Genomic DNA, 25784 nt, shown 5'->3' with positions numbered 1-25784 from the left:
CGGATGTAGTCATTCGCTGGAGTGCGCCCCTTGGTGGGCGCACTTTGGTGTTGTGGTGGTGCGCTCTTCTGGTGGTTTTGCGCGGGGGTTAGGTTCGGCTGCGGGAGTGGTTCTCCTCGCTGTGAGTTCCCTCGCTGGGTGCAGTCAGGCGCACAGCACTCATGCCGTCCTGAATGTGGACGCCCAGACGGGTCTTGCTGATCGGGCCGTCCACATCTCCGTCAGTGGGTTGCGGGCGGGGGATCGGGTCAGCGTGACCGCTACCGCGTCCGACTATCAAAGGAAGTCCTGGCGCGGGGAGGTGACGTTCCGCGCGGACGCTCACGGGGCCGTTGACCTGGGGCGCGATCGTCCGACATCTGGGACCTACACCGGCGTGGACGGTATGGGGTTGTTCTGGTCGATGAACCCGCCCAGCGGCGATCCCGACCAGCAGGGCTTCTATGCGCCGGAGCCGTCCTTCCAGGTGACGATCGGTGTGACCGCGCACGGGAAACGGCTGGCTCAGCGGACGCTGACGCGCCAGTGGCTGGCGTCCGGTGTCACCCAGAAGACGTTCACGCTCGCTGCCGACAAGGTTTCCGGACGCCTGTTCCTGCCGCCGCGTGGGACGCCGCGCCATCCGGCCGTCCTGCTGATCGGCGGGTCCGAGGGCGGAAACACCGGGCTGCCAGAGGCCGCACTCCTCGCCTCGCACGGCTTTCCGACTCTCAGCGTCGCCTACTTCGCCGAACCCGGGCTGCCCCAGACCCTCCAGAACATCCCCATCGAGTACTTCGCGCGCGCCGCTCGTCTGCTGGCCGCTCAGCCGGGCGTCGATCCGGCCCACCTGATCGTCCAGGGATACTCCCGAGGCAGTGAGGCGGCGCTCCTGGTCGCTCAGCTCTACCCCGGCATCGTTCACGGCGTCATCGACTACGCGCCCGCATCCACCATCCACGGGGGCTACCCCAGCGGCGTCGCATGGACCCGTGGGGGAGAGCAGATCCCGCTGGCGCCTCTTGCGGTTGATCACATCAACGGGCCCGTCCTGGCCGTCGCCGGAACCCAGGACAAGCTGTGGGCCTCGGAGGCGTCGGCTCAACAGATCATGAGCGAACTCGACGACGCCCACGATCGGTTTCCTCACCGGACGCTGGTGTATCCGGGGGCCGGGCACGGGGTCGGCACATTTCCCTACCTCGCTGGGGGCACGAAGCTCCGGCATCCGGTCACTGGCCTCTTGAGCGACCTGGGCGGTAGCCGTCCTGCGAACGCCGTTGCCAAGCGGCAGGGCTGGGATCAGGTGCTCGGCTTTCTCTCAGGGCTCGGTCGTTGAGCGTCAGCCGAGGATGAGGGGGAGCTTCGGCGGGAAGTCGGCGAGTGCGGCTTCTTCTTCGGTGGTGGGGACGCGGCGGCCGGTGCCGATGAGGAGAGCGGCCCTGTCGGAGAGGGACGCCGGGAACGGGGCCCCGGCGATCCGTTCCAGGAGGGCGCGGGCGGCGGACGTTGACTCGGCCGGAGGGGCGGCGGCGTCGGGGAAATCGGCGATCAGGTCGAGGTGGTGCAGCGTCCATTCGAGGACGTACGCCGTGAGGTAGTCGGCGACCGTGAGGACCTTGTCCTGCGTGCTGACGCGGGCGGCCGGGTCGGCGAGGGTGGCGGCGCGTCCGGCTGCGGTGCCTACGTCGTCCAGGTGGAACTTGAGCCAGCGCGGCTCGCCGTAGGCGGCGGCTAGGCGGGGGATCAGGGCGTCCAAGGGATCGTCGCCGGTCGGGGGCTCGTCCTGGACGTCCCAGTAGGTGGCCGCGTCGGCCGTTGGTGCGCCGTCGGCGGGCGTGACCAGGGTGATCAGGACGTCCTGAGCGTCGATGACCAGGTGGCAGGCCAGGTCGCGGACCGACCATCCGGCGCATCCGGACGGACGCTCGAAGTCCTCGTCCGGGGTCTCGGCCACGGCCGCCAGCAACGCCGTCCAGGAACGCGAGAAGTGGTCCACCTGCCGCACGCTAGCCGCGCCCCTGCGGGAGCGACAACAACATTCCGGCGGCACCGGCGCGGTCGCGCGGCGCGTGGTCAGGCGGTCAGGCCCAGGGAGGCGACCAGGGCGCGCATTTCGTCGCGGTGGACGGTCGCCGGGTCGTGGATCAGCGGGCGGAGGTGGCCGTAGATCTCGAGGGCGACGAGGCCGTGCATGCGGCCCCAGACGCGCAGCGTGAGGGCGATGGCCTCCGGCGGCAGGTCGGGGAAGTCCTCGCGGACGTGGGCGACGAGGCCGGGGTCGAAGTCGTCCCAGCTGTAGGAGCGTCCGTCCTGCTGGAGGGGGGCGGCGGTCGGCCAGGCGGCGGCGACGAGGTCGGTGAGGGCCGTGCAGGCGCGCAGCTCGGCGGCCTGGCCGGGACCGTCGACGGGCTCCTGGTAGCCGGGGACGGGGTCGCCGTAGATCAGGCGGAAGCCCGCGGGCTCGGCGATCGCCCACTCGCGCATGGCCTGCGCCCAGGCCATGATCCGGCCGCCCGGATCGGACTCGGGGACGGCGTCGCGGGCGGCCGAGGCGGCCTCCACCAGGGCGGTGTAGACGTCGCCGATCAGCGTCGTGACCAGGTCGTCCCGGGTGCGGAAGTAGCTGTAGATCGCGCCCGCCGTCATGCCCATCTCGCGGGCGATGGCGCGCAGCGAGATGGCGTCCGGACCGCCCTCGGCCATGAGCCGGAGCGCGATCTCCTTGATCTCGTCGCTGGTCTGGGCGCGGAGCCGGGCGCGGCGGTTCGGCGTCCGGGTCGTCGGAGTCGTCGTCTGCTCGGTCACGCTTGACACTCTACAGTGTTGGGCTACTGTACGCCGTGTAGAACTTTGAACGGCGTGTAGTAAATCAACGGCATATAGGGTGGGAGATGGAACAGCATCGGCTGCGCCTGGGGCTGCTGGCGTTGACGCAGCTCATCGTGGCTTTGGACTACAACATCGTGTACGTCGCGCTGCCCGACATCGGGAAGGCGCTGGGATTCGGCCCGTCGTCCGTGCAGTGGGTGGTCAGTGCCTACGCGGTCGGGCTCGGCGGGTTGCTGCTGTTCGGCGGACGGGCCGTGGACCGGCTCGGACCGCGCCGCATGTTCATGACCGGCCTGGCGCTGTACGGCGTGGCGTCGCTCGCGGGCGGGCTGGCAGCCGAGGCGGGGACGCTCATCGCGGCCCGCGCCGTCCAGGGAGTGGGCGGGGCGCTGCTGACCCCCGCGACGCTCACGCTCATCTATCGGGGCTTCGCCGAGGGTCCCGAGCGGAACCGGGCGCTCGGCGCGTGGGGCATGGCGGGCTGCGCGGGCCTCGCCGCCGGATCGCTGCTCGGCGGGGTGCTGACGAACTACCTGGGCTGGGAGTGGGTGTTCTACGTGAACGTCCCGCTGGCGCTCGGCTGCGCCCTGGCCGCGCCGCGGCTGCTGCCCGCCGACCCGGCCCGCACGTCCGGTTCGTTCGACGTGCCGGGCGCGGTGCTCGCGACCGCGGGCTCGGCGCTGCTGGTGTTCGGGCTGGCCAGCGGCTCGGACGCCGGATGGGTCTCGGTGCGCGCCCTCGGCGCGCTGGCGGCGGGCGTCGTGCTGCTCGCGGTGCTGCTGGTCGTGGAGTCGCGCACCCGGGATCCGCTGATCCCGCTGCGGCTGGCGCGGAGCCGCGGCCTGGCGACCACCATGATCGTGATCGCCCTCTTCCAGAGCACGCTCGGCGGCGGCTACTACATCCTGGTCTCCTACCTGCAGCCCGTCCGCGGCTACAGCTCGCTGGAGGCGGGGCTGACGTTCCTGCCGCTGACGCTGGTCAGCATGTACGGAGCCCTGAAGGCCGCGCCGAGGGCGATCGGCCGCTGGGGCGTCCGCACCACGCTCGCCGTCTCGATGGTCGGCGCCGGTGTGGGCATCGCGATGACGGTCGCGGGCGCCACGTCCGGCGGCGGCTTCTGGACGCTGCTCCCCGGCAGCGTCGTGTGGGGGCTGTTCGGCGGCCTCGGCTTCGTCACCCTGTTCGCCTCCGCGGGGGCGGGCGTCGCACCGGACGAGCAGGGCGTCGCGTCCGGCCTGGCCAGCACCGCCAAGGAGGTCGGCGGCGCGATGGGCCTCGCGGTCTTCGTCGCGATCGCCACCTCCTCGTCCCAGAGTCTCCCCGGCTTGCACGCCGCGGGATGGACGGCCGCGGCCGTCACCGTCGTCGGGGGGCTGATCGCCCTCGCGCTCAAGTCCCCCCGATCTGTTTCCAGCTCAGAACAGTCACCCTCGCTCGAAGGAGCCGTCCGATGAACAACGACCAGCTGATCCGCGACTACATCGAGGTCTGGAACGAGCGGGACGCCGCCGCCCGCATGGAACTGATCAAGTCCGTCCTGACCGAGGACTCGGTCTACTCCGACCCCGACTATGCGGGCCTGCGCGGGCACGAGGCGCTGTCGGACGCGATCGGCGTCGCCCACGGAAAGTTCGGCGACCTGAGGTTCAGGCTCGGTGAGGTCATCGGCGAGCACCACGGCAAGGCGTTGTTCACCTGGAAGCTCGGCGAGGTCGCCACCGGCTACGACGCGGTCGAGTTCGAGGACGGACGCATCCGGAGCGTCATCGGGTTCTTCGTCTGAAACGACGCATCGGCCGGGGCCTCCGGCTGAGACAGGGAACGGCGTCCTGGCCTCCGAGTGAGGCCAGGACGCCGTTCGCGTTCGGTCAGCGGACGCCGTAGGCGCGGATCACGGTCTGGTCGACGACGCCGCCGACCTGGGTGCGGAGCGAGACGAAGCCCGCCCGCGCCGGGTTGCGGAAGGCGGCCTTCCAGCCGGTGCCGTCCTTGAAGACCGGGACGGACTGCCAGGTCGTGCCGTTGTCGGTGGACGTCCAGAGCTTCGGGGCCGTGTTCGTGGTCAGGCCGTCCGGGGTGAGGGAGAGCGTCTGGAACGAGCTCACGGCGGCGCGGTTCGAGGCGTCCAGGCCGTGGGCCTTGTAGCGGACGACGCCGAGCGGGAGCGTGGCCTTCGGGTCGGTGACCTTCACGTTCCAGGCGATGTGCTGTTGGGGCGAGAGGTCCGTCCAGGGGGCCGAGCGCTTCGCGTCGACCGTGAGCGTGTACGAGCCGGGCGCGGCCGGTGGCGAGCCGTTGAGGTAGCCGGGGACGCTGCTGCTCGCGACGACCGTGCCCGAGGCGTCGATCAGGTAGGTCGTCCCTTGGGTGAACGAGAGGCCACCCGCGACGGTGTCGGCGTCGGCGCTGCTGACCATGGGCACTTCGACGAGGTTCGCGCCGTCGCTGTCGGGAGTGAGCCCGCCCTGGCCCGGCCCGAACGGCGCCTGTCCCCAGGTGCGCGCGTGGCGACCGGGGCCGGGGAACCACTCGTGGCGTAGGAGGAGGTCGTAGTCGTTGTAGGAACAGGACTCGTCGGTGACCGCCTGGCTCAGGTACCAGTCGACGCCGGGGGTGAAGTACTCGATGCGCTCGGCGGGCAGGGAGCCCACATCGTTGTGGAGCGCGTACTCGATGTCGGTCGTCCAGGAGGGGGAGGCGTAGCCGCTGGAGCAGTTCGGACCGCCGGGACTCGCGTACCCGGTGCGGACCTCGGCGAGGTCGGCGGTGCGGACGCGGACGCTCGGGTCGGCCGGGATGCCCTTGACCGACGAGCTGATGTTGTAGGCGTACGGGCTGCCCTTCTGCGCCCCGTCCTTCGTCAGCCGCGCGGCGACGTCGAGCTGCAGGTCGTCGCCGGGCGCGGCGGGCGTCACGTAGACGTCGTCGGCCCGCAGCGTCGTGACCGCCCGGTACTTGGTGCCGAGCCGCTGGGAGATGACCGAGGCGGAGTCGGCGGTCTTGGCGTCCGGCCGGTCGGCCGTCACGCGGAGGGGACGGGCCGCGCGTCCGTCCAGCGTCACGGTGGTGTCGGCCTTGACCTCGACCTTCGGGTCGTACAGCTGGACGACGCTGGTCCGGCCGTCCGGCGCGGTGTCGCGGATCTTGATGGCGAGGACGTAGCCGCCGTCCGGGACGGGCGCCTCTCCGTGACCGTCCGCCACGTCGATGCCGATCGGGTCGTCACCGTTCAGCGGCCAGACGTAGAGCTGGCTGGCGCGCTGGGTGGACGGGGCCTTGCCGTCGCGGTCCAGGACGTCCGCCTTGAGGACGTGCTCGCCGGCGGCCGGGGTCGCGTGCGGACGCCGCGCCTTCGCCTCGCGGTCCGGGCCGCTCCTGACCAGGCCGTCCTTGAAGTTCCCGTGCAGGTAGGGCGGCCTTGGGGCCGGGTGGGACGGGGCCGCGGGGGCCCGGGACGGCGCGGGGGCCGCCAGGGCCGCGCTCGCGGGGAGGGCGGTCCCCGCGAGCAGGGTCGCCGTGGAGAGCGCCACGGTCGCCTTGAACGCCGGTTTCGCCCTGAAGGTCCGTGTCGTCTTGAACGCCATGCGATTCCTCCCGTGGTGACGGCGGCGCTCGGTGCGCCGCCGTCACGAGAGGTTCGCCGGACCGTCCGGCCGCTTTCCCGGACGGACCGCGGGGTCCGCTAGCGGAGTTCGCGCTTGAGGATCTTGCCGGTCGCGGTCATCGGGAGCTCCTCGCGGAACTCGACGACGCGCGGGTACTTGTAGTTCGCGAACTGCTCCTTGCCCCACGCGATCAGCTCGTCCTCGGTGAGGGACGAGCCGGGCGTGCGGATCACGTACGCCTTGATCTCCTCGCCGTGCGAGTCGTGCGGGATGCCGACGACGGCCACCAGGGAGACGTCCGGGTGGCTCATCAGGACCTCTTCGAGCTCCCGCGGGTACACGTTGTACCCGCCACGGATGATCATGTCCTTGGAGCGGTCGACGATGTAGTAGTAGCCCTCGTCGTCGCGGCGGGCGATGTCGCCGGTGCGGAACCAGCCGTCCCTGATCGCGGTCTCGGTCGCCTCGGGCCGCCCGTAGTAGCCCTTCATGACGTTGTGCCCACGGACGGCCAGCTCGCCGGGGCCCTCGCCCTCGACGTCCTTCCAGTCGTCGGTGATCAGCTTCATCTCGACGCCCCAGATGGGCAGGCCGATCGAGCCGGGCTTGGTCGGACGGTCCGGACGGTTGAACGACGCGACCGGCGAGGTCTCCGACAGCCCGTAGCCCTCGAGGATCTGGATGCCGAACTTCTCCCCGAAGCCCTTCAGCACCTCCATCGGCAGGGCCGCGCCGCCGGAGACCGAGACGTTCAGGTTCTCCTTGATCGTCGCGATGTCCTCGGCGGACGTCTCGTGCGTGAGCAGCCCCCAGTACATCGTCGGGACGCCCGCGAAGAAGTTCACCTTCTCCTTGACCATCAGCCTGATCGCCTCGTCGGCGTCGAACCGGGCCTGCATGACCATGGTCGCGCGGCGGTAGAGGCTGACGTTCATCACGCAGCTCTGCCCGAAGATGTGGAACAGCGGCAGCGTGACGAGCGTGACGTCGTGCGGGGACCGGGCGAACAGCGTGTCGTCGATCATCGCGTTGGTCAGCAGGTTGCTGTGCGACAGCTCGGCGCCCTTGGGCTGGCCGGTCGTCCCGCTGGTGTAGATGATCACGGCGGTGTCGGTCGGCTCGGTCGGGGCCGGCTCGAACTCGCCGGACCTGCCCGCGAGCGCCGCCCAGAACAGCTCGGCGCCGTCGATCGGGGACTCGGTCGCGGCCGGGTTCGCGGGCAGCAGGAAGAAGTGCTCGCAGTTCTCGGCCCGCTCGAACCCGGCGTGCCCGGTCTCGCCGAGCGGCAGCTGCGGGGTGCCCTCGAAGCAGAAGAACGCCTTGGCGTCGGAGTCGGCGAGGTGGTAGGCGATCTCGCGCGGCTTGAGCAGCACGTTCAGCGGGACGACGACCGCTCCGGCCTTGAGCGCCCCGAAGTACACCATCGGGAAGTACGGCAGGTTCGGCGAGGAGAGCGCGATCTTGTCGCCCGGTCCGATCCCGCGTTCGCGCAGCAGGTTGGCGACCTGGTTCGCGACCGTGTTCAGGAACGTGTAGGACAGCCGCAGATCACCGAAGACCAGGGCGTCGCGGTCCGGGGTCTCGCGGGCGGCGTCCTCCAGCAGGACGGACAGGTTGTACATGGCACTCCTCGCGCTGAGTCACCAGGCAGTTATTACTGACGAGTTTATGCAGTTTTGCCGACATCCTTGCCCATGGGTGGGCGGGCGCGCCAGCCCCTGACATGGGCTTTCTTGCTGCAGGAATGCTGAACGCCCGGTTTTACCGGATGTGTCGTGGTTCATCGCTAGCATGGCGGCGACCCCGTCCCGAGGACCGTCCCGAAGGCGCGGCCGGGGGCGGGGACGCGGCCGAAGGGCCGCCGCGAGGCGGCCGCCGGGGCCGCGACAGAGGGGAACCTGCCACGTGCTGATCATCTTTGGCTTCCGGGTCGTGTACTTCACGCTCGACCGGGGCGTGTTCCACTGCCCGAACTGCGGCGGCGACCGCGAGTACCGCCGCCGCCAGGGGCGCAACTTCTTCACCCTGTTCTTCATCCCGGTCCTTCCGCTCAACAAGACCGGGCCCGAGATCGTCCAGTGCGACACCTGCCACGGCCGTTGGACGACCGGCGTCCTGGCCGTCCCGACCAGCGCCCAGCTCTCCACGATGCCGGGCACGCTGCTGCGGATGGCCGTCGTCCAGGTGCTCCGGTCCGGGGACGTCACCTACCCCGGGGCCCGGGAGCGCGCGGTCGAGATCGTCCGGCAGGCGGGCGTCGGGTACGACACCGCCGCCCTGGACGCCGACCTCGGCCGGTCCTTCGACGACATCCGGGTCGAGATGGCCCGCTCCGCGGACACCCTCGCCCCCGAGGCCCGCGAGAACATCCTCCGCGCCGCCGCCGAGATCGCCCTCCTGGACGGCCCGCTCACCTTCTCCGAGGAGGAGACCCTGAACGCCGTCGGCGCCGACCTGGCCCTCACGCGCGTCCAGATCACCGGCGTCCTCTCCCTCGCGCGCGACTCCTCCGGCAACTGACCCTCACCCGCCCCGGTTTCGCGCCCGAAGGTCCGCCCGCCGTCCCTCCCCGGGGCGGCGGGCGGACCTGTCGGCGCGGTGATCAGCCGAAGTCGACGTCCGAGCACTGGTAGAAGGCGTTGGCGGTGTCGGCGATGGTCCAGACGGCGAGGATCATGTGGCGGCCGTGCTTCACCGGCAGCGTTCCGGTGTGGGTGACGCTGTAGGGCGGGATCCTGCCGCCGTAGTCGACCTGGAGGAACGGCGTCGGGTCGAGCTGGGCGCGGGTGAGCGGCTGCGCCGGGTTCCAGCCGTCCCTGGTGACGAAGTAGCGGAACGAGGTCGTGGCGTGCGCGGCGGTCAGCGTCCAGGTGAAGGAGAAGGACGCGCCGGACGTGAGGGACCTGGCGGGCCAGGCGCCGCCGCGCGGGTCGTCCAGCGGGGCCCAGCGGGAGTCACCCGCCGCGCAGAGCGTCCCGTCGGCGGGCCCGGCGGACGGGAATCCCTTCGGGCCCTCGGTGCTCTGCGGCTCCCACTGGATCGGGCCGCAGTTCCTCACGACGCCCTGCTTGCAGAGCAGCGCCCGGCTGGGCGGCGACGTGGTGTAGCCGTGCGCGAGGGCAGGGGCCGCGCTGAGCAGCGGCAGGCCGAGTCCGGCGACGGCGGCGAGCAGGAGCGTGGTCTTGCGTGGAGTGAACGTGCGCGTTCCGGGCATGCGCGTCTCCTTGGCGGGGGGAGCCTTCGGGCAGGGCTCCGGAGGGGGCGTGGCCGGGACCGGAGGAACCGGGGACCGGCCCTTACTGACAAGAAACCTTCCTGTCGGATTCTCGTCAACCCCCCATCCGCCCGGACGGCCCGGACCGCGCGGAGCGCGCCGGGCCCGCCACCGCCGCGGTATCGGGGAGGCCGGTGGCCTTGCCTCTGCGCTACTCTTGGGGTATGCGAGCCAGGCTGCTCCTTGGACCGCCGCGTTGACGCGATAGAGACGCGTCGGCGCGGCGACCCCTCCTGTGTGAGGGGTCTTCGCATGTTCCGGGGCCCTTTTTCGGCACGGCCCAGGGCGCGGAACTCCACCCAGAGCAGTCGGACCATCCCGTTTCAGAAGGACCGGAGTAGCGACCGTGAGCAGCGACGAGCAGTACGACCCCCGGGCGGTTCAGGACACGTGGCAGGCCCGGTGGGCCGAACTCCTGCCGTTCGCCGCCGCGGAGGAGGACGACGGCCGCGAGCGTCGCTACGCGCTGGACATGTTCGCCTACCCGTCCGGCGACCTGCACATGGGGCACGCCGAGGCGTTCGCCATCGGGGACGTCCCGGCGCGCTTCTGGTTCCAGCGGGGCTTCAACGTCCTGCACCCGGTCGGCTGGGACTCCTTCGGCCTGCCCGCCGAGAACGCCGCGATCAAGCGTGACGCGCACCCCGCCGAGTGGACCTACGCCAACATCGAGACCCAGGCCGGATCGTTCCGCCGGTACGCGCCGTCCTTCGACTGGTCGCGCCGCCTGCACACCTCCGACCCCGAGTACTACCGCTGGACGCAGTGGCTGTTCCTGCGCCTGTTCGAGCGCGGCCTGGCCTACCGCAAGGGCGGCCAGGTCAACTGGTGCCCGAACGACCAGACCGTGCTGGCCAACGAGCAGGTCGTCGGCGGGCACTGCGAGCGCTGCGGCGCGCTGGTCGAGAAGCGCGTCCTGACCCAGTGGTACTTCAAGATCACCGACTACGCCGACCGGCTGCTGGACGACATGGAGCAGCTGGAGGGCAAGTGGCCCGAGCGCGTCCTGCTGATGCAGCGCAACTGGATCGGCCGCTCCACCGGCGCCGACGTCGACTTCGTCATCGAGGGCCGGGACGAGCCGGTCACCGTCTACACCACCCGTCCCGACACGCTGTACGGCGCGACGTTCATGGTCGTCGCCGCCGACGCCGCGCTGGCCGAGGAGATCGTCGCGCCCGAGCAGCGCGCCGCGTTCGAGGCCTACCGCGACGAGGTCTCGCGGGAGAGCGAGATCGAGCGGCTGTCCACCGAGCGCGAGAAGACCGGCGTGTTCCTGGGCCGCTACGCGGTCAACCCGGTGAACGGCGAGCGCATCCCGGTGTGGGCCGCCGACTACGTCCTGGCCGAGTACGGGCACGGCGCGATCATGGCCGTCCCGGCGCACGACCAGCGCGACCTGGACTTCGCGCTGAAGTTCGGCCTGCCCGTGCGCGTCGTGCTCGAGACCGGCGAGGCCGACCCGGCCGAGACCGGCGTCGCCACCGCGGGCGACGGCCGCATCGTCAACTCCGGCCCGATCGACGGCCTGGCCAAGGCCGAGGGCATCGCCAAGATCATCGAGGTGCTGGCCGAGCGCGGCACCGGCAAGGCGTCGGTGAACTTCCGGCTGCGCGACTGGCTGGTGTCCCGGCAGCGGTTCTGGGGCTGCCCGATCCCGATCATCCACTGCGAGGAGTGCGGCGAGGTCCCCGTCCCGGACGACCAGCTGCCCGTCGTCCTGCCGGACAACCTGCGCGGCGCCGACCTGGCGCCCAAGGGCGAGTCCCCGCTGGCGTCCGCGCACGACTGGGTGAACGTGTCCTGCCCCAAGTGCGGCGGCGCGGCCCGGCGCGACACCGACACCATGGACACCTTCGTCGACTCGTCCTGGTACTACTTCCGCTACTGCTCGCCGCGGTACACCGAGGGCCCGTTCGACGTCGAGGCCGTCCGGAAGTGGATGCCGGTCGACCAGTACACCGGCGGCGTCGAGCACGCCATCCTGCACCTGCTGTACAGCCGGTTCTTCACCAAGGTCCTGTACGACATGGGCATGGTCGACTTCACCGAGCCGTTCCGCCGCCTGATGAACCAGGGCCAGGTCATCCTGAACGGCGCGGGCATGTCCAAGTCCACCGGCAACCTGGTCGACCTGGGCGAGCAGATCGACGAGTTCGGCGTGGACGTCGTCCGGCTGGCGATGCTGTTCTCCGGCCCGCCGGAGGACGACATCGACTGGGCGGACGTCTCCCAGCACGGCATGCTGAAGTTCCTGGGCCGCGTCCACCGGATCGCGACCGAGGTCGCCTCCGAGCCGGGCGTCGAGCCGTCGGACGGCGACGTCGCGCTGCGCCGCGTCACCCACCGCACCATCGACGAGGTCACCTCGCTGGTCGAGTCGGGCCGGTTCAACGTCGCGATCGCCCGGGTCATGGAGCTGGTGTCGGCCACGCGGCGCGCCATCGACTCCGGCCCCGGCGCCGCCGACCCGGCCGTCCGGGAGGCCGCCGAGACCATCGCGATCGCGCTGTCGCTGTTCGCGCCCTACACCTCCGAGGAGGCGTGGGCGCTGCTGCGCCGCCAGGCCCCGGTGATCAGGGCGGGCTGGCCGCAGGCCGACCCGGCGCTGCTGGTCGAGGAGTCGGTGACCTGCGTCGTCCAGGTCGCGGGCAAGGTCCGCGACCGGCTGGACGTCCCGCCCGCCATCACCGCCGGCGACCTGGAGCGCCTGGCCCTGGCCTCGCCGAAGGTGCAGGACGCCCTGGGCGGCGCCGACATCGCGAAGATCATCGTCCGCGCCCCCAAGATCGTCAACATCGTCCCGAAGCGCTGACCTTCTCGCGGGACGGACGACCCGCACCATCCGAGCCGCCGGGACGCCAACGGGCGTTCCGGCGGCTCGGGCGAGTCCGCCGCTGCCGTTCGCGGCGGGACTCCGAGAGACGCGTCTGACGCGCACGTGAAAAGGGCCGTCCCGCTCCTTCGAGCGGGACGGCCCTTTTCAGCGTGCGCGGAACGCCGGAGGAGCGAGCGTCACATCTTGCGGAGGACGGCGACGACCCGGCCGAGGACGCTGGCCTCGTCGCCCGGGATCGGCTCGTAGGCCGAGTTCGCGGGCATCAGCCAGATGTGCCCGTCGCGGCGCTTGAAGGTCTTCACCGTGGCCTCGCCGTCGATCATGGCGGCGACGATGTCGCCCTGCTCGGCGACCGGCTGCTGCCGGACGACGACCCAGTCGCCGTCGGCGATCGCGGCCTCGATCATCGAGTCGCCGGAGACCTTCAGCAGGAAGTGGGTGCCCTCGCCGACGAGCTGCTTGGGCAGCGCGAAGACGTCCTCGACGGCCTCCTCGGCGAGGATCGGGCCACCGGCGGCGATCCGCCCGACGAGCGGGACGTAGGCGGGCGCGGTGCGGCCGTGCGAGTCGACGACGCCGTTCGGGGCCTCGAAGTTCTCGTCCTCGGTGCGGACCGGCGTGGTGCCCGGCACCCGGACCTCGACGGCGCGCGGACGGTTCGGGTCGCGGCGCAGGTAGCCCTTGCGCTGCAGCGCGCGGAGCTGGTGCGACACGCTGGAGGTGCTGGTCAGCCCGACCGCCTCGCCGATCTCGCGCATCGAGGGCGGATAGCCGCGCCTGGTCACCGAGTCTCGGATGACCTCCAGCACCATGCGCTGGCGCTGGGTCAGGCCGCTCTCGTCGCTGGGACCGTCGGGCAGCTCCCGGACCTTGCTGCTCATCGCTCGTTCGCCTCCCGGCGCGTCGCTCCGTCACTCCTCGTCACGGCACGATATCGCGGATCCGCTTAATGATCAAACAATTGTTCGAAGATGGTTCTCGATTTTCACCCTCGCGTGCGCTACAACATCGTACATGCGTTCGATCGAAAACATTTTCGATCACGAACGGCGGGTACGCGCGGTGAAGGGGGCCGACATGGCGGTGCAAATGCCCCGCGAGGGACGTGTGACGGCGAACGAACCGGCCGCCCGACCTCCGCGGCAATCCGACCGACGCCGAGGTCATCTCCATCTCGTCCCGCCCCTACAGGAGCCCGATATCCCGGACGATCCGGGCACTTTGGATTCCCGCCCACGCCCCGACGCGCCATCTCCCACGACGGCCCGCCGCCCGCGTCCCGCCGCTCCAACACGCTCGGCGACTCCGGCGGGGGCAAAGCGGCCGACACGCCCGGTGCGTTCGCCGGACGCGATGCGTTCGGTGGGGGCGGCGCGCGGGGCACGTCCGGTGCGGCGGCGGGTTGGGGGCGAGCGTCTGGGGCGTCCTGGTGGAGGGGTGGTGCGAGGGTCTGGGGGAGTGGGGTCTGGCGGGCGGTCGGGGCGTCCGATGCCTCGCGCGGGCGCGCGGGAGGACAGTCGTGCCGGTGGGGTGCGGCTGACGCGGCGGGGGCGGGTCGTGGTGGTCGTGTTCGGGGCGGTGATCGTGCTGCTGGCGCTGTGGATGGCGGGGGCGTTGTCGGCGTCGGCGGGTGGACAAGATCATCGGGATCTTCCGGTGCCGGACGGACGTAGGGTGGTCCCGGTCGTGGTGCGGCCGGGGGACACGCTGTGGGGGATCGCCGGGCGTGCCGAGCCCGGAACGGACCCGCGGCCGACCGTGCGGAGGATCCTGGAACTGAACGGGCTGCCGGACGACGCGATCGTCCAGCCCGGGCAGCGCCTGCGCGTGCCCGCGCCCTGACGCCCGAGCCGGACGCCCGAGCCGGACGCCCGAGCCGGGCGCTCGTGTCGGACGCAGCGGCCCTGCGGAACCCGGGCCGCGCGGACGCCTTGTGGCGGTGCGGAGACGTGGTCGCAGGGGCCCGCGGCAGGGGGCGGTGACCGCCCGCCGGGGACGTCTCGCGGAGGCGTCCGGCGGGATGACGCCGTGACCTCGGGGGATCGGTGTTCGCGCAGGTCATGGTGGGTTTTCGTGGTGACGGACGGTGGTCGGGCGGACGCGACACGCCGAGGGCGACGCCGGGACGCTCGGTGTGACCAGGGTCTACGCGTGGGGCCTCCGTTCCAGGTTGCGAAGGCGTCCCCCGCGCTCTACGGTTGACCACAACATCTAGTAGTTACACGGACGTCATTAACCACAAGTTGTGTCTTGTGCGGGCGGTTCCGTGGACATGGCTTGACCGTCGGGAGAGGGAGGGACGCGCGTGCACTGCCCGTTCTGCCGCAACCCCGACACCAAGGTGATCGACAGCCGCTCCACCGACGACGGGGCCGCCATCCGGCGCCGCCGGTCGTGCCCGGAGTGCGGCAAGCGGTTCACCACCCAGGAGAACGTCCTGCTCATGGTGGCCAAGCGCAGCGGGGTCACCGAGCCGTTCTCCCGTGACAAGATCGTCGCCGGGGTGCGCCGGGCCTGCCAGGGCCGCCCGGTCGACGAGGACGCGCTGGCCAAGCTCGGCCAGCGGGTCGAGGAGGCGCTGCGCGCGACCGGATCGGCCGAGGTTCCCTCGCATGAGGTGGGCCTGGCGATCCTGGGGCCGCTCGGCGAGCTCGACGAGGTCGCCTACCTGCGATTCGCCTCGGTGTACCGGGGTTTCGAGTCGCTGGACGACTTCGCGCGCGAGATCGAGGTGCTGCGCCGGGTGGCCGGCGGGACGGAGACCGGCGAGGCCGGGCCGGGTGAACCCGGCGGACCGGACGGGCCGGGCGGCGCCGCGGGGGGACGTTCCCCCGGTGGCGGAGCGGCGGCGGACGCGTCCGCCCCGCAGGACGTGGGGGTACGACCTCCCACGGGCGCCGACGCGTCCAGCTAGCACGGCGCACGGCGGATTCGAGCGTGACGTTTCAGCGGTTCAAAAGACTTCCAGCAGTACGTTTTTCAGCGCCCGGGGCGGGATGAGGCGGCCCCTGGGCGGGGTTTTACCTGGACAGGGCCCTTGCGGGAGGGCCCGAGAGGGGGAAGTGGTCATGACGGAGACGGTGAGCAGCGGCTCGGCGGCCCGGCGCGGCAAGGGGGGCCGCAAGGGGCTGAAGGTCGAGCGGATCTTCACCACGCCCGGTGTGCACCCGTACGACGAGATCACCTGGGAACGCCGTGACGTCGTCATGACCAACTGGCGCGACGGCTCGGTGAACTTCGAGCAGCGCGGCGTCGAGTTCCCCGACTTCTGGTCGGTGAACGCCGTCAACATCGTGACGTCCAAGTACTTCCGCGGCGCCGTCGGCACGCCGCAGCGCGAGCACAGCCTGAAGCAGCTGATCGACCGGGTCGTCCGGATGTACGTGACGACCGGCGTCGAGCAGGGCTACTTCGCGTCGGACGCCGACGCCGAGATCTTCGAGCACGAGCTCACCCACGCGCTCGCGCACCAGATGTTCAGCTTCAACTCGCCGGTCTGGTTCAACGTCGGGACCAAGTCGCCGCAGCAGGTCTCGGCGTGCTTCATCCTCTCGGTGGACGACACGATGGAGTCGATCCTCGACTGGTACAAGGAAGAGGGGATCATCTTCAAGGGCGGTTCGGGCGCGGGCCTGAACCTGTCCCGGATCCGCTCGTCCAAGGAGCTGCTGTCGTCCGGCGGCACCGCGTCCGGCCCGGTGTCGTTCATGCGCGGCGCGGACGCGTCGGCGGGGACGATCAAGTCCGGCGGCGCGACCCGCCGGGCCGCCAAGATGGTCGTGCTCGACGTCGACCACCCGGACATCGCCGAGTTCATCGACACCAAGGCGCGTGAGGAGGACAAGATCCGCGCGCTGCGGGATGCCGGGTTCGACATGGACCTCGGCGGCAGGGACATCAACTCCGTCCAGTACCAGAACGCCAACAACTCGGTCCGCGTGTCGGACGAGTTCATGCGCGCGGTCGAGGGCGACGGCGAGTTCGGCCTGCGCGGACGCCTGTCCGGCGAGGTCATCGAGACCATCAGGGCCAAGGACCTGTTCCGCCGGATGGCCAAGGCCGCCTGGGAGTGCGCCGACCCGGGCATCCAGTACGACGACACGATCAACGACTGGCACACCAACCCCGAGACCGGCCGCATCACCGCGTCCAACCCGTGCTCGGAGTACATGTCGCTGGACAACTCGTCCTGCAACCTGGCGTCGATCAACCTGCTGAAGTTCCTGCGCGCCGACGACACCTTCGACGTCGCGAACTTCGTGAAGATGACCGAGCTGATCATCACCGCGATGGACATCTCGATCACCTTCGCCGACTTCCCGACCGAGAAGATCGGCGAGACGACGCGGGACTACCGCCAGCTCGGCATCGGCTACGCCAACCTCGGCGCGCTGCTGATGGCGACCGGCCACGCCTACGACTCCGAGGGCGGACGGTCGCTCGCCGCGACCATCACGTCCCTGATGACCGGCGTCGCCTACCGCCGCTCCGCCGAGATCGCCGGGGTCGTCGGCCCGTACGCCGGGTACGCCCGCAACGCCGACGCGCACAAGCGCGTCATGCGCAAGCACGCCGCGGCGAACGACGAGATCCGCACCCTGGACGACATCGACAAGGCCATCCACACCGCCGCGACCAAGCAGTGGCAGGAGTGCCTCAGGACCGGCGAGAAGAACGGGTACCGCAACGCGCAGGCGTCGCTGCTCGCGCCGACCGGCACCATCGGCCTGATGATGGACTGCGACACCACCGGCATCGAGCCGGACCTCGCGCTGATGAAGTTCAAGAAGCTCGTCGGCGGCGGGTCCATGCAGATCGTCAACCTGACGGTGCCGCGCGCCCTGACCCGGCTCGGCTACCAGCAGGAGCAGATCGAGGCGATCGTCGAGTACATCGCCGAGCACGGCCACGTCGTGGACGCTCCGGGCCTGCGCCCCGAGCACTACGAGGTGTTCGACTGCGCGATGGGCGAGCGCGCGATCTCCCCGATGGGGCACGTCCGGATGATGGCGGCCGTCCAGCCGTTCCTGTCCGGCGCGATCTCCAAGACGGTCAACATGCCCGAGCAGGCCGCCATCGAGGACATCGAGAAGGTGTACTTCGAGGGCTGGAAGCTCGGCCTGAAGGCCCTGGCGATCTACCGCGACAACTGCAAGGTCGGCCAGCCGCTGTCGGCGGCCGGCAAGAAGGAGGAGCCGAAGGCCGAGCCCGCCGCCGTCGCGGCGCCGGTCGAGGTGCGGCCCGTCCGCAAGCGGCTGCCGAAGCAGCGTCCGGCGATGGTCACCCGGTTCTCCGTCGCGGGCGCCGAGGGCTACATGACCGCCTCGTCCTACCCGGACGACGGTCTCGGCGAGGTCTTCCTGAAGCTCGGCAAGCAGGGGTCCACCCTGGCCGGCGTGATGGACGCCTTCTCCATGGCGATCTCCATCAGCCTCCAGTACGGCGTGCCGCTGGAGACCTGGGTCGAGAAGTTCACCAACATGCGGTTCGAGCCGGCGGGCATGACCGACGACCCGGACATCCGCATGGCGACCTCGGTGATGGACTACATCTTCCGCCGCCTCGCCCTGGACCACCTCGACTACGAGACCCGCTCCGAGCTCGGCATCCTGTCCGCCGCCGAGCGCGCGATGCAGGCCAACGGCGAGGACCCGGCGTCCCTGCACTCCTCGGACGCCGAGACCGAGCGGGAGATCCTGGCCCAGTCCGCCGAGATCACCCGGGCCCCGGCCGCCCCGGCCCCGGCTCCGACCGCCGCCTCGAACCCGGAGCCCGCTCCGGCCCCGGCCGCGCCGCACTCGTCGGTCGAGGTCATCGAGAGCCGCCAGGGCCGCACGGCCGACGCGCCGCTCTGCCTGACCTGCGGCACGAAGATGCGCCCGGCCGGTAGCTGCTACGTCTGCGAGGGCTGCGGCTCCACCAGCGGCTGCAGCTGACCCACCGCGCCTCCACGGCGCTGAACCACCGACGGCGGGAGCCGGCGCATCGCGTCGGCTCCCGCCGCCGTTTTCACGGGTGGCCGAAGGCCTTGACGTTCCGCCGCTGCTTCCGCGTATCCGACGGCGCCTTCAGTCTCGGGGTGGCCTGGGGCGTCGTCCTGGGCGGCCGATGGTGGTCAGTGGTGGATCGGCCGGAGCGAGAGGGCGCGGGCCTAAGATCATCCTCCCCTTCCCCCTGGTCCGAGTGGAGTCGATCTTGCTCGTGTTCCGTTCTCTCGCGCTCGCGACGGCCACGTGCTCGGCCGTGGGAGCGGCGTTGACCGTTCCCGGCGTGGCGACCGCGTCGACGACGCCCTTCGGCGCCACGCGGGTGGTGTCCCTGAAGATGCCGCGTTCGGGTGAGGTCCACTCCATGTCGGTGTCGGGCCGCTTCCCGATCACGGGCATGGTCCAGCAGTGGGACGGCGCCCGGTGGACGCCCCTGCCCTTCGCGCATCTCCGGTTCTTCTGGCGGACGAAGGGCTCGACCGTGTGGCACGACGACGGCCAGGACGTCTTCACCCGCAAGGACGGGACGATCCGCGCGTCGACGGGCGTGATCCCGGGGACGTGGTCGCTGCGGGCCCATGTTCTGGCCGAGCCTTCCGGAACCCTCGCGAGCACCAGCGCCGCCGTGACCACCACGCTCACGGACAAGGTCCGGTTCTCGGAGGCCCGTGCGTGGCGCTCGCACGTCAATCAGCCCACCCAGGTCACGGGCGAGATGACCGACTACATCGCCGGTCTGACGTTCGCCTCCCTGCGTGGTCGCGAGGTCAGGTTGTACTACCGCCGCAAGGGCACCAAGACCTGGCATTTCTACAAGACGACCACCTTGAGGGCGGCGAAGGTCGGGAATGAGTGGTTCGCCTTCAACAACCTGAAGCGCGGCAAGGGCTACTACTTCCGGGTGGTCTTCCCGGCTCAGGGCTTCTTCCTGGGGGCCACGAGCCGCACTCTGCCGGTGAGGGCCTACTAGTCGCTGCCACTGGAGAGTCGCTCACCCGCATTCGCCGAAACCGCGTGCTTCATTCGGGGCAGAGGCGGCCGGTCGGACGGACGTGGCGAAACGCGTGCGGGGGGCGGTTCGGCTTGGTTTACTGATCCCCAGGTGTGTTTGGCGGCACATTTGGTGGAACGAGGAGAACATGGCGGAACCGACCGAGCTGCCCTCCGCGCGGCCGGAGAAGTGGCGTCCGTCGGAGGTCGAGGAGCGGACGCCGTCGGTGGCCCGGATGTACGACTTCCTGCTCGGCGGGAAGGAGAACCTCGGGGTGGACCGGGAGCGTGCCCGGGAGGCCGTGGGCGCCGATCCGCTGTTCCCGCGGGTCGTCCGTGAGAACCGGGCCTTCCTGGGACGCGTCGCGCGGTTCCTCGCCGAGGAGCACGGGATCGATCAGTTCCTCGACATCGGCACCGGGCTGCCGACGCAGGACAACGTGCACCAGATCGTCCAGCGGATCAACCCGGACGCGAGCGTGGTGTACGTCGACAACGACCCGGTGGTGCTGGCGCACGGACGGGCCCTGCTCGCCGACAACAACCGGACCACGGTCATCCAGGCCGACCTGCGGGACCCGAGCGCGATCCTCGCGCACCCGGACGTCCGGCGGCTTCTCGACCTGGACCGTCCGGTGGCGCTGCTGCTGCTCGCGATACTGCACTTCGTGCCGGACGCCGCGGAACCGCACGCCATCCTGTCCGAACTCCGCGACGCCCTGCCGAGCGGCAGCTACCTTGCGATCACGCACGGCTCGCCCGACCTGCGCCCCGACGTGGTGCACCGCCTCGAGGAGATCTACTCCCGGACGGCCTCACCGGCGCTGGCCCGGTCGCGCGAGGACGTCCAGCGCTTCTTCGGCGACTTCGAGATGATCGACCCGGGCCTGGTCTGGGTCCCCTGGTGGCGTCCCGAAGAGGTCCCCGCCGACGACTCCGACCTCGTCTGGTTCCTGGGCGGAGTAGCCCGCAAGCCGTGACGTCGGGCGTCGAACGAAGGGCCGGGACTCGTCCCGGCCCTTACTCATGCGCGTCGCGCTACGCGTCTGACGTGGGTGGTGCGTCCAGGAGGGCGGTGACCATGGTGCGGAGGGCGATCTTGAGGCGGTCGGGGCCCTCGGCGGTGAGCTGGACGAGGACCGGGTCGCTGTGCAGGGAGCCGAGGAGGACGTGGGCGACGGTGTCGGCGTCCACGGCGGGGTTCTCGGCGCGGAGCAGGGCGCCGATGTGGCCGTGCCAGAACGTGTAGACGGCGTGCGGGTTCTCCTGTTCCGCGTGGTACTCGTCGCTGGACGGCATGGTGACGCCGGAGCGGGAGAGCTCGGCGAGCAGGCTCTTGTTGCGGCTGACGACGTCCACGATCGCGTCCACGAAGGCGAGCAGGCGGTCGCGGTCCGGGGCGCCCTCGCCGAGGGGCGGCGGGCCGGTGCGGACGGCGTCCTCCAGCGCGTGCGCGCGCTCGACCATGAGCGCCAGCATCAGGCCGGAGCGGTTCCCGAAGCGGTGGAACACCGTGCCCTTCGCGACGCCGGACTCGGCCGCGACCTGCTCCATCGAGATGTCCTGCGGACGGTGCGCGGCGAGCAGCCGCTCGGTCGCGGCCAGGATGGCGCGCCGGTTGCGGGCCGCGTCGGCACGTTCCTTCGCCATGTGGCGGGCCTCCTCCCGTAGACAAGTTGACCGGCGGTCAATATGGTGAATCTTGACCGATGGTCCAGTTTATCGGGCGGCCCTGCGCGGCCGTCCATGGGGAGACATCATGCGACACGTGCGTTTCCACGCCCACGGCGGCCCCGAGGTCCTGGCGGTGGAGGAGTCCGAGGTCCCCGAGCCCGGTCCCGGCCAGGTGCTCGTCCGGCCGGAGGTGATCGGCACCAACTACGTGGACGTCCAGCTCAGGCGCGAGACCGACCCGGCGTCTATCTGGTACCGGGACGTGCCGGGCACCCTCACCGGCGACGTCGTCGGGACGATCGAGCGGACGGGCCCGGACGTCGATTCCGCCCTGACCGGAACCCGGGTCGCCGGGCTGTCGGTGGACGCGTGGGCCGACCGGGTGATCCTGGACGCCGGATGGCTCGTCCCGGTTCCGGACGGCCTGGACGCCGCGACCGCCAGCCTGGTCCCTCTCGCCGGCGCGGTCGCGCTCGGCTGCCTCACCGTCGGACGGGTCGCCGCGGGGGAGACCGTGCTGGTCACGGCCGGTGCGGGCACGATCGGACACCTCGCCGTCCAGCTCGCGCGCCTGCGCGGGGCCGGGACGGTCATCGCGACGGCCGGGTCGGACGCGAAGCGGAAACTGCTGTCCGAGCTGGGCGCGGACGTCGTGATCGACCACACCGCGCCGGACTGGGCCGAGCAGGTCAAGGCCGCCGCGCCCGAGGGTGTCCAGCTGGCCCTGGACGCGATCGGCGGGGACACACTGCACCGCACGCTCGGCCTGCTCGCGCCCTTCGGACGGGCCGTCGTCTACGGCGCGTCCGCCGGGGACCTGACGAGCGTGCCCGTGACCAGCGTCTTCGGGCTGACCAGCCTCATCGGCTTCGCGATCATGCCGTACCGCCTCGCCGCCCCCGACCAGGCGCGCGCCGACCTGGACGAACTCGCCGAGCTGTTGCGTTCCGGCAAGCTGCGCGGCGTCATCGGCGAGCGGGTTCCGCTGGACGAGCCCGTGCGCGCGCACCAGTTGCTGGAGGACCGCGCCGTCCTGGGGCGCCTGGTCCTGGAGCCGTAGAGGCGGCCTCTGCGGGACGTCAGTCGGCGTCCGCGAGGAGTGTCCGGGTCAGCGGGACCGCCAGGGGCTCTCCCGCCAGCTCGGCGCAGACGTCGGTGACTCTCCTGGCGAATCGGGCGCGGTCGGCCGTCGCCGCGTCGACGGCTCGGCGAAGCGCCGTCCGCCCGACGGTCAGCAGGTGGTCCGCTGGGCCTCGGCTGCTTTCGGTCGGCCCCGAAAGGGACAGCCGGTCGTCCGGTCCCGTGGCGACCAGCAGCCAGGGATGCCCGACCCAGAGCATTGCCGGGGTGGTCGAGCGCTGCCCCACCGCCTCCCGCCAATCCGACAGGACGCCCAGGTCGGAGCAGCATCCGGGCGGCATGAGGCAGCGTCCGTCCAGGTCGAGCGAGAACCCGGCGGACAGCGCGGGGACCTCGTCCAGGACGTCCGAGCAGGACCCCTGCCCGCTCTCGCCACGAAGCCGGGGGAGGACGTCCGCGTCGTCCAGATGCGACCGGATGTGCTCGGTGAGGCCGTCATCGTCGAGCTCATCCGCGTTCGTGAACTCCACGATGCCGGTCTCCAACACCATCCGAAGTACCACCACCCCGTCCACGTCGCCGACCCGCCGACCCGATCCCGCAGCGCCCATAGCCCCTCCCGCCCCCACTTGATACCCACAACCCCCACCCCCGGACGCACCCCCAAAACCCACCCGGCGGCGTCCCCTCGCTGCCCACAGCAAGCGCCCGCCGCTGATTGCAGCAGGCATTCTTGCCCCGGCAGGTGTCCGCCGATTGGGGCAGGCGCCCGCCGCTGCCCCTGATAGGTGTCCGCCTTGACGCAGCCGGTGGTTCGCAGTGACTGGGAAGGGACGCTGCAGTGCGCGACGGGAACATCGCGATCGGGAGGAGGTGACCACGTGTGCAGCCTGGTGGTGTCCGGGTTCCTTGATCAACGGGATTTCCCCTGGAGGAGGCGGGTGCACTCAGCTGCGGCTGAGCATGGCGACCATGAGTTCGAGACGCGAATCGGCGTGGTCGGGCCGTAGCCGCTCTCCTTTGGTCAGCGTCGCCAGCCCGTGCATCCAGCTCCAGCCGAGCTCGGTGAAGGTCTCCAGGTCGCGCTCTCCGGCGAACGGCTCCAGCACGGTCGCTAGCTCGTGGAAGGCGTCCCGCAGCGCCCGCGGTGACTCGCCCGTTCCGAACGTGACGTCGATGGGCTGGACGAACATCGCGTCATAGGCGGCCGGATGCTTGGCCGCGAAGTCCATGTACGCGTGTGTGATGGCGCGCAGCGCGCCGACGTCGTCCGTCGCCTTCTCGCGCGCGGCGCGCAGGGTGGCCGCGAGGTCGGCGAGCCCCTCGACGGCCACCGCCGCCACGATCGCGGCCTTCCCCTTGAAGTGGCTGTACAAGACGGGCTGGCTGTACTGGACGAGCTCGGACAGCCGACGGGTGGTGACGGCGTCCCACCCCTCGGCCTCGGCCAGTTCCCGCGCCGTCTGGACGATCAGTCGCCGACGGTCGGCTCGTTCGCGTTCGCGACGCTGCTGTACGGACATGACCGAATTCTAGCACTGCTAGACATTCGAGCACAGCTAGTGTTAGCGTCGCTCTTGTTCCTGGCAACGCTAGATCGCCACGAAGGAGCCCCCCGTGAACGTCACCGCCACCACCCCTCCCCAGGCCGCCGTCCTCGCCCAAACCGCCGCTGCCACCACCGACGGCGCTACCGCTGCCGCCACCGCTCCCGCCACCGACGGCGCCACTGACTGTGGGACCTCCGGCTCGACCTCCGGCCCGGTTGCCGGACCGCTCGTCGCCGAGTTCCCGCCCGCCGCGACTGCTGAGGTCGCTGTCCCGGCTCCTGCCGGACGTCTGCTGAGCCGCACTGCCACCGGTATCGCCATCGTGACCGGTCTGCTGGTCACCTACTTCGGGCTCGGATTCCTGCTCAACCCGCACGCCGCGGACGGTTTCGGCATCAAGCCCTGGCCGACCGGCAACGCCACCGGCTACTTCGACGTGAAGGGCTTCCGCGACCTGGCCATCGGCGGAGCCGTCTTCACCCTCCTCGCCCTCCGCCAGCACCGGGCCCTCGCCTGGATCATGCTGTTCGACCTGCTCCTTCCTGTGGGTGACATGCTGACCGTCATGACCCACGGCGGCACCGTGGCCTTCGCACTCGCCGTCCACGGATCCGCCGCCGCGCTCCTGGCCCTGGGCGTCGTCCTCCAGTTCATCCGCGTCGCTCGAGACGCCCGGGCCGCGGCACCCGCCGCCTGACGACTCCCGCCCGCCCGCGCCCCGCAGTTCGCACGCCGCCACGTGCGAGTTGCGGGCCGCAGGCGAGGCCCCGCCGTATGCCGGGATTAGGGGTCCTCGTGAAGGTGTTCAGCGAGGCGGATGGCAAGGTTGTCGGTGGGAAAGGGGAACTGGTGAGTGATCTTCAGACGCGGCCGGAGGCCGTGGCGTGCGGGGGACGGGACGACGTGAAGGGTGAGCCGGTGCGGGAGCTGTTGAAGCCCCGGATCGTCTCGCTCGGCGAGGGGACGGAGGTGCGGCGGCTGCTGCCCACGCTCGGGCGGCGGATGGTCGGCGCGTGGTGCTTCGTGGACAACTACGGGCCGGACGACATCGCACGGCAGCCGGGCATGCAGGTGCCGCCGCATCCGCACATGGGGTTGCAGACCGTGAGCTGGCTGCACGCGGGGGAGGTGCTGCACCGCGACAGCCTGGGCAGCCTGCAGACCATCAGGCCGCGCCAACTCGGCCTGATGACCTCGGGACGGGCCATCTCCCACTCGGAGGAGTCGCCGCGCGAGCACAGCCGGATGCTGCACGGCGCGCAGCTGTGGGTGGCACTGCCGGACGGCGCGCGCCACACCGACCCGACCTGGGAGTTCCACGCCGAGCTGCCTGTGGCGACCGGGCCCGGGTTCCAGGCGACCGTGCTGCTGGGAGATGTGGACGGCGCCTCCTCGCCGGGACGCGCATTCACCCCGATCGTCGGCGCGGACATCGAGGTCGCGGACGGCGCGGACCTGCGCCTCCCGCTGGAGCCCGACTTCGAGTACGCCGTCCTCACCATGGCGGGACACACCGTCGTCGACGGGGTGCCGCTCGACCCCGGGTCGATGCTCTACCTCGGTTGCGGACGCCGCGAACTGCCCATCCGCTCGGACGTCGGCGGCTCCCTGATGCTGCTCGGCGGCGAACCCTTCGAGGAGCGCCTCGTCATGTGGTGGAACTTCGTCGGGCGGACCAGCGAGGAGATCACCCAGGCGCGCGCCGACTGGATGGACAGCGACCGCTTCGGCCTCGTCCACGGCTACGACGGCGACCGCACCCCCGCACCGGCCATCCCCAACCTCCCCCTCAAGCCCCGAGGCCGCACCCGCTAACCCACCGCACCCGCCCCCCCACCGCACCAGCCTCACCGCACCCGCCCCCCGCACGGCGCGCCGTCCACGCACCGCGTGCGCCCCCCGCACCCGCCCCCCCCCCTGGCTGTGCCCCCCCCCCGGTGGGGAGGGGGTGGGGTCAGGTGAGGGTGAGGC

Annotated in this window: 21 protein-coding genes and 1 pseudogene; 13 read left to right on the top strand and 9 right to left on the bottom strand. The window is 71.0% G+C overall.

Features of this window, described 5'->3' with window-relative positions; translation table 11 throughout:
• Nucleotides 1-175 precede the first annotated feature (175 nt).
• Nucleotides 176-1318 (top strand): acyl-CoA thioesterase/bile acid-CoA:amino acid N-acyltransferase family protein, encoded by a 1143-nt coding sequence (locus tag P696_RS0141465; RefSeq protein WP_211246008.1) that lies wholly within the window; start codon nt 176-178, stop codon nt 1316-1318.
• Between the two features lie 3 nt (nt 1319-1321).
• Here the strand turns inward: P696_RS0141465 and P696_RS0141460 are convergent, their stop codons facing one another.
• Together P696_RS0141460 and P696_RS0141455 are read right to left on the bottom strand one after the other, a co-directional pair.
• Entirely contained in the window at nt 1322-1978 is a 657-nt protein-coding gene (locus P696_RS0141460) for a maleylpyruvate isomerase N-terminal domain-containing protein (protein ID WP_026416939.1), read from the bottom strand.
• A 77-nt stretch (nt 1979-2055) separates the two neighbouring features.
• Nucleotides 2056-2787 carry a TetR/AcrR family transcriptional regulator gene (locus tag P696_RS0141455; RefSeq protein ID WP_026416938.1) on the bottom strand — a complete coding sequence of 244 codons (732 nt, stop codon included), beginning with the start codon at nt 2785-2787 and terminating at the stop codon, nt 2056-2058.
• An 86-nt stretch (nt 2788-2873) separates the two neighbouring features.
• On the opposite strand from P696_RS0141455, the gene P696_RS0141450 reads away from it, so the two are divergent.
• Nucleotides 2874-4268 carry an MFS transporter gene (locus P696_RS0141450; RefSeq protein WP_026416937.1) on the top strand — a complete coding sequence of 465 codons (1395 nt, stop codon included), beginning with the start codon at nt 2874-2876 and terminating at the stop codon, nt 4266-4268.
• On the top strand, nt 4265-4597 hold the full coding sequence (locus P696_RS0141445; RefSeq protein ID WP_026416936.1) for a nuclear transport factor 2 family protein: 333 nt from the start codon (nt 4265-4267) through the stop codon (nt 4595-4597). The genes P696_RS0141450 and P696_RS0141445 overlap by 4 nt, the downstream gene beginning before the upstream one ends.
• Before the next feature lie 85 nt (nt 4598-4682).
• Here the strand turns inward: P696_RS0141445 and P696_RS0141440 are convergent, their stop codons facing one another.
• Together P696_RS0141440 and P696_RS0141435 are read right to left on the bottom strand one after the other, a co-directional pair.
• Nucleotides 4683-6398, bottom strand: a complete 1716-nt coding sequence (locus P696_RS0141440) for a hypothetical protein (RefSeq protein WP_026416935.1) — start codon at nt 6396-6398, stop codon at nt 4683-4685.
• 98 nt (nt 6399-6496) lie between these two features.
• Nucleotides 6497-8041 (bottom strand): long-chain-fatty-acid--CoA ligase, encoded by a 1545-nt coding sequence (locus tag P696_RS0141435; RefSeq protein WP_026416934.1) that lies wholly within the window; start codon nt 8039-8041, stop codon nt 6497-6499.
• Between the two features lie 283 nt (nt 8042-8324).
• Between P696_RS0141435 and P696_RS51700 the strand changes: the two genes are divergently transcribed.
• Nucleotides 8325-8939, top strand: coding sequence for a zinc-ribbon domain-containing protein (locus tag P696_RS51700; protein WP_051469091.1), 615 nt, complete (start codon nt 8325-8327; stop codon nt 8937-8939).
• Between the two features lie 82 nt (nt 8940-9021).
• Here the strand turns inward: P696_RS51700 and P696_RS0141425 are convergent, their stop codons facing one another.
• Nucleotides 9022-9633: a lytic polysaccharide monooxygenase auxiliary activity family 9 protein gene (locus P696_RS0141425; protein ID WP_026416933.1), complete on the bottom strand. Its 612-nt coding sequence runs from the start codon at nt 9631-9633 to the stop codon at nt 9022-9024.
• A gap of 406 nt (nt 9634-10039) precedes the next feature.
• On the opposite strand from P696_RS0141425, the gene leuS reads away from it, so the two are divergent.
• Nucleotides 10040-12508 (top strand): leucine--tRNA ligase, encoded by a 2469-nt coding sequence (gene leuS / locus P696_RS0141420; protein WP_026416932.1) that lies wholly within the window; start codon nt 10040-10042, stop codon nt 12506-12508.
• Between the two features lie 200 nt (nt 12509-12708).
• On the opposite strand, the gene lexA is transcribed toward leuS, so the two are convergent.
• The gene (gene lexA / locus P696_RS0141415; RefSeq protein ID WP_026416931.1) at nt 12709-13413 is read right to left on the bottom strand and encodes a transcriptional repressor LexA; all 705 of its coding nucleotides are present in this window, start codon (nt 13411-13413) and stop codon (nt 12709-12711) included.
• Nucleotides 13414-14020: 607 nt separating this feature from the next.
• On the opposite strand from lexA, the gene P696_RS51695 reads away from it, so the two are divergent.
• From P696_RS51695 to P696_RS0141390, 5 genes and pseudogenes are all read left to right on the top strand, one after another.
• Nucleotides 14021-14374: a LysM peptidoglycan-binding domain-containing protein gene (locus P696_RS51695; protein ID WP_064744334.1), complete on the top strand. Its 354-nt coding sequence runs from the start codon at nt 14021-14023 to the stop codon at nt 14372-14374.
• 463 nt (nt 14375-14837) lie between these two features.
• A pseudogene (gene nrdR / locus P696_RS51690) lies at nt 14838-15284 on the top strand (transcriptional regulator NrdR); the annotation flags it as partial.
• A 316-nt stretch (nt 15285-15600) separates the two neighbouring features.
• Nucleotides 15601-18468: a vitamin B12-dependent ribonucleotide reductase gene (locus P696_RS0141400; protein WP_026416930.1), complete on the top strand. Its 2868-nt coding sequence runs from the start codon at nt 15601-15603 to the stop codon at nt 18466-18468.
• A 334-nt stretch (nt 18469-18802) separates the two neighbouring features.
• Nucleotides 18803-19489 carry a hypothetical protein gene (locus P696_RS0141395; protein WP_157430242.1) on the top strand — a complete coding sequence of 229 codons (687 nt, stop codon included), beginning with the start codon at nt 18803-18805 and terminating at the stop codon, nt 19487-19489.
• A gap of 169 nt (nt 19490-19658) precedes the next feature.
• Entirely contained in the window at nt 19659-20489 is an 831-nt protein-coding gene (locus P696_RS0141390; RefSeq protein WP_034489633.1) for an SAM-dependent methyltransferase, read from the top strand.
• Nucleotides 20490-20547: 58 nt separating this feature from the next.
• On the opposite strand, the gene P696_RS0141385 is transcribed toward P696_RS0141390, so the two are convergent.
• Complete coding sequence (locus tag P696_RS0141385; RefSeq protein ID WP_026416927.1) at nt 20548-21159, bottom strand: TetR/AcrR family transcriptional regulator; 612 nt, start codon at nt 21157-21159, stop codon at nt 20548-20550.
• A 109-nt stretch (nt 21160-21268) separates the two neighbouring features.
• Here P696_RS0141385 and P696_RS0141380 point away from each other — a divergent pair, with 109 nt between their 5' ends.
• Nucleotides 21269-22243, top strand: coding sequence for a quinone oxidoreductase family protein (locus P696_RS0141380; RefSeq protein WP_026416926.1), 975 nt, complete (start codon nt 21269-21271; stop codon nt 22241-22243).
• A 19-nt stretch (nt 22244-22262) separates the two neighbouring features.
• Here the strand turns inward: P696_RS0141380 and P696_RS0141375 are convergent, their stop codons facing one another.
• Both P696_RS0141375 and P696_RS0141370 read right to left on the bottom strand, forming a co-directional pair.
• Nucleotides 22263-22874 (bottom strand): hypothetical protein, encoded by a 612-nt coding sequence (locus P696_RS0141375; RefSeq protein WP_157430241.1) that lies wholly within the window; start codon nt 22872-22874, stop codon nt 22263-22265.
• Nucleotides 22875-23210: 336 nt separating this feature from the next.
• Complete coding sequence (locus P696_RS0141370; RefSeq protein ID WP_026416924.1) at nt 23211-23786, bottom strand: TetR/AcrR family transcriptional regulator; 576 nt, start codon at nt 23784-23786, stop codon at nt 23211-23213.
• A gap of 94 nt (nt 23787-23880) precedes the next feature.
• Between P696_RS0141370 and P696_RS55425 the strand changes: the two genes are divergently transcribed.
• Entirely contained in the window at nt 23881-24510 is a 630-nt protein-coding gene (locus P696_RS55425; RefSeq protein WP_051469087.1) for a DUF4267 domain-containing protein, read from the top strand.
• Between the two features lie 152 nt (nt 24511-24662).
• Nucleotides 24663-25628, top strand: a complete 966-nt coding sequence (locus P696_RS0141360; RefSeq protein WP_026416922.1) for a pirin family protein — start codon at nt 24663-24665, stop codon at nt 25626-25628.
• The last annotated feature ends 156 nt before the right edge of the window (nt 25629-25784 follow it).

The organism is Actinomadura oligospora ATCC 43269 (genome assembly GCF_000518265.1).
Classification (GTDB): Bacteria; Actinomycetota; Actinomycetes; order Streptosporangiales; family Streptosporangiaceae; genus Spirillospora; species Spirillospora oligospora.
This window is presented reverse-complemented; position numbering and strand designations above follow the sequence as displayed.

Excerpts from the sequence above, each read along its gene's own strand:
- P696_RS0141450 (WP_026416937.1), top strand. The coding sequence starts at position 2,874 with ATGGAACAGCATCGGCTGCGCCTGGGGCTGCTGGCGTTGACGCAGCTC.
- P696_RS0141445 (WP_026416936.1), top strand. The coding sequence starts at position 4,265 with ATGAACAACGACCAGCTGATCCGCGACTACATCGAGGTCTGGAACGAG.
- P696_RS0141440 (WP_026416935.1), bottom strand. The coding sequence starts at position 6,398 with ATGGCGTTCAAGACGACACGGACCTTCAGGGCGAAACCGGCGTTCAAG.
- P696_RS0141435 (WP_026416934.1), bottom strand. The coding sequence starts at position 8,041 with ATGTACAACCTGTCCGTCCTGCTGGAGGACGCCGCCCGCGAGACCCCG.
- P696_RS0141425 (WP_026416933.1), bottom strand. The coding sequence starts at position 9,633 with ATGCCCGGAACGCGCACGTTCACTCCACGCAAGACCACGCTCCTGCTC.
- lexA (WP_026416931.1), bottom strand. The coding sequence starts at position 13,413 with ATGAGCAGCAAGGTCCGGGAGCTGCCCGACGGTCCCAGCGACGAGAGC.
- P696_RS51695 (WP_064744334.1), top strand. The coding sequence starts at position 14,021 with ATGCCTCGCGCGGGCGCGCGGGAGGACAGTCGTGCCGGTGGGGTGCGG.
- P696_RS0141400 (WP_026416930.1), top strand. The coding sequence starts at position 15,601 with ATGACGGAGACGGTGAGCAGCGGCTCGGCGGCCCGGCGCGGCAAGGGG.
- P696_RS0141390 (WP_034489633.1), top strand. The coding sequence starts at position 19,659 with ATGGCGGAACCGACCGAGCTGCCCTCCGCGCGGCCGGAGAAGTGGCGT.
- P696_RS0141385 (WP_026416927.1), bottom strand. The coding sequence starts at position 21,159 with ATGGCGAAGGAACGTGCCGACGCGGCCCGCAACCGGCGCGCCATCCTG.
- P696_RS0141380 (WP_026416926.1), top strand. The coding sequence starts at position 21,269 with ATGCGACACGTGCGTTTCCACGCCCACGGCGGCCCCGAGGTCCTGGCG.
- P696_RS0141375 (WP_157430241.1), bottom strand. The coding sequence starts at position 22,874 with ATGGGCGCTGCGGGATCGGGTCGGCGGGTCGGCGACGTGGACGGGGTG.
- P696_RS0141370 (WP_026416924.1), bottom strand. The coding sequence starts at position 23,786 with ATGTCCGTACAGCAGCGTCGCGAACGCGAACGAGCCGACCGTCGGCGA.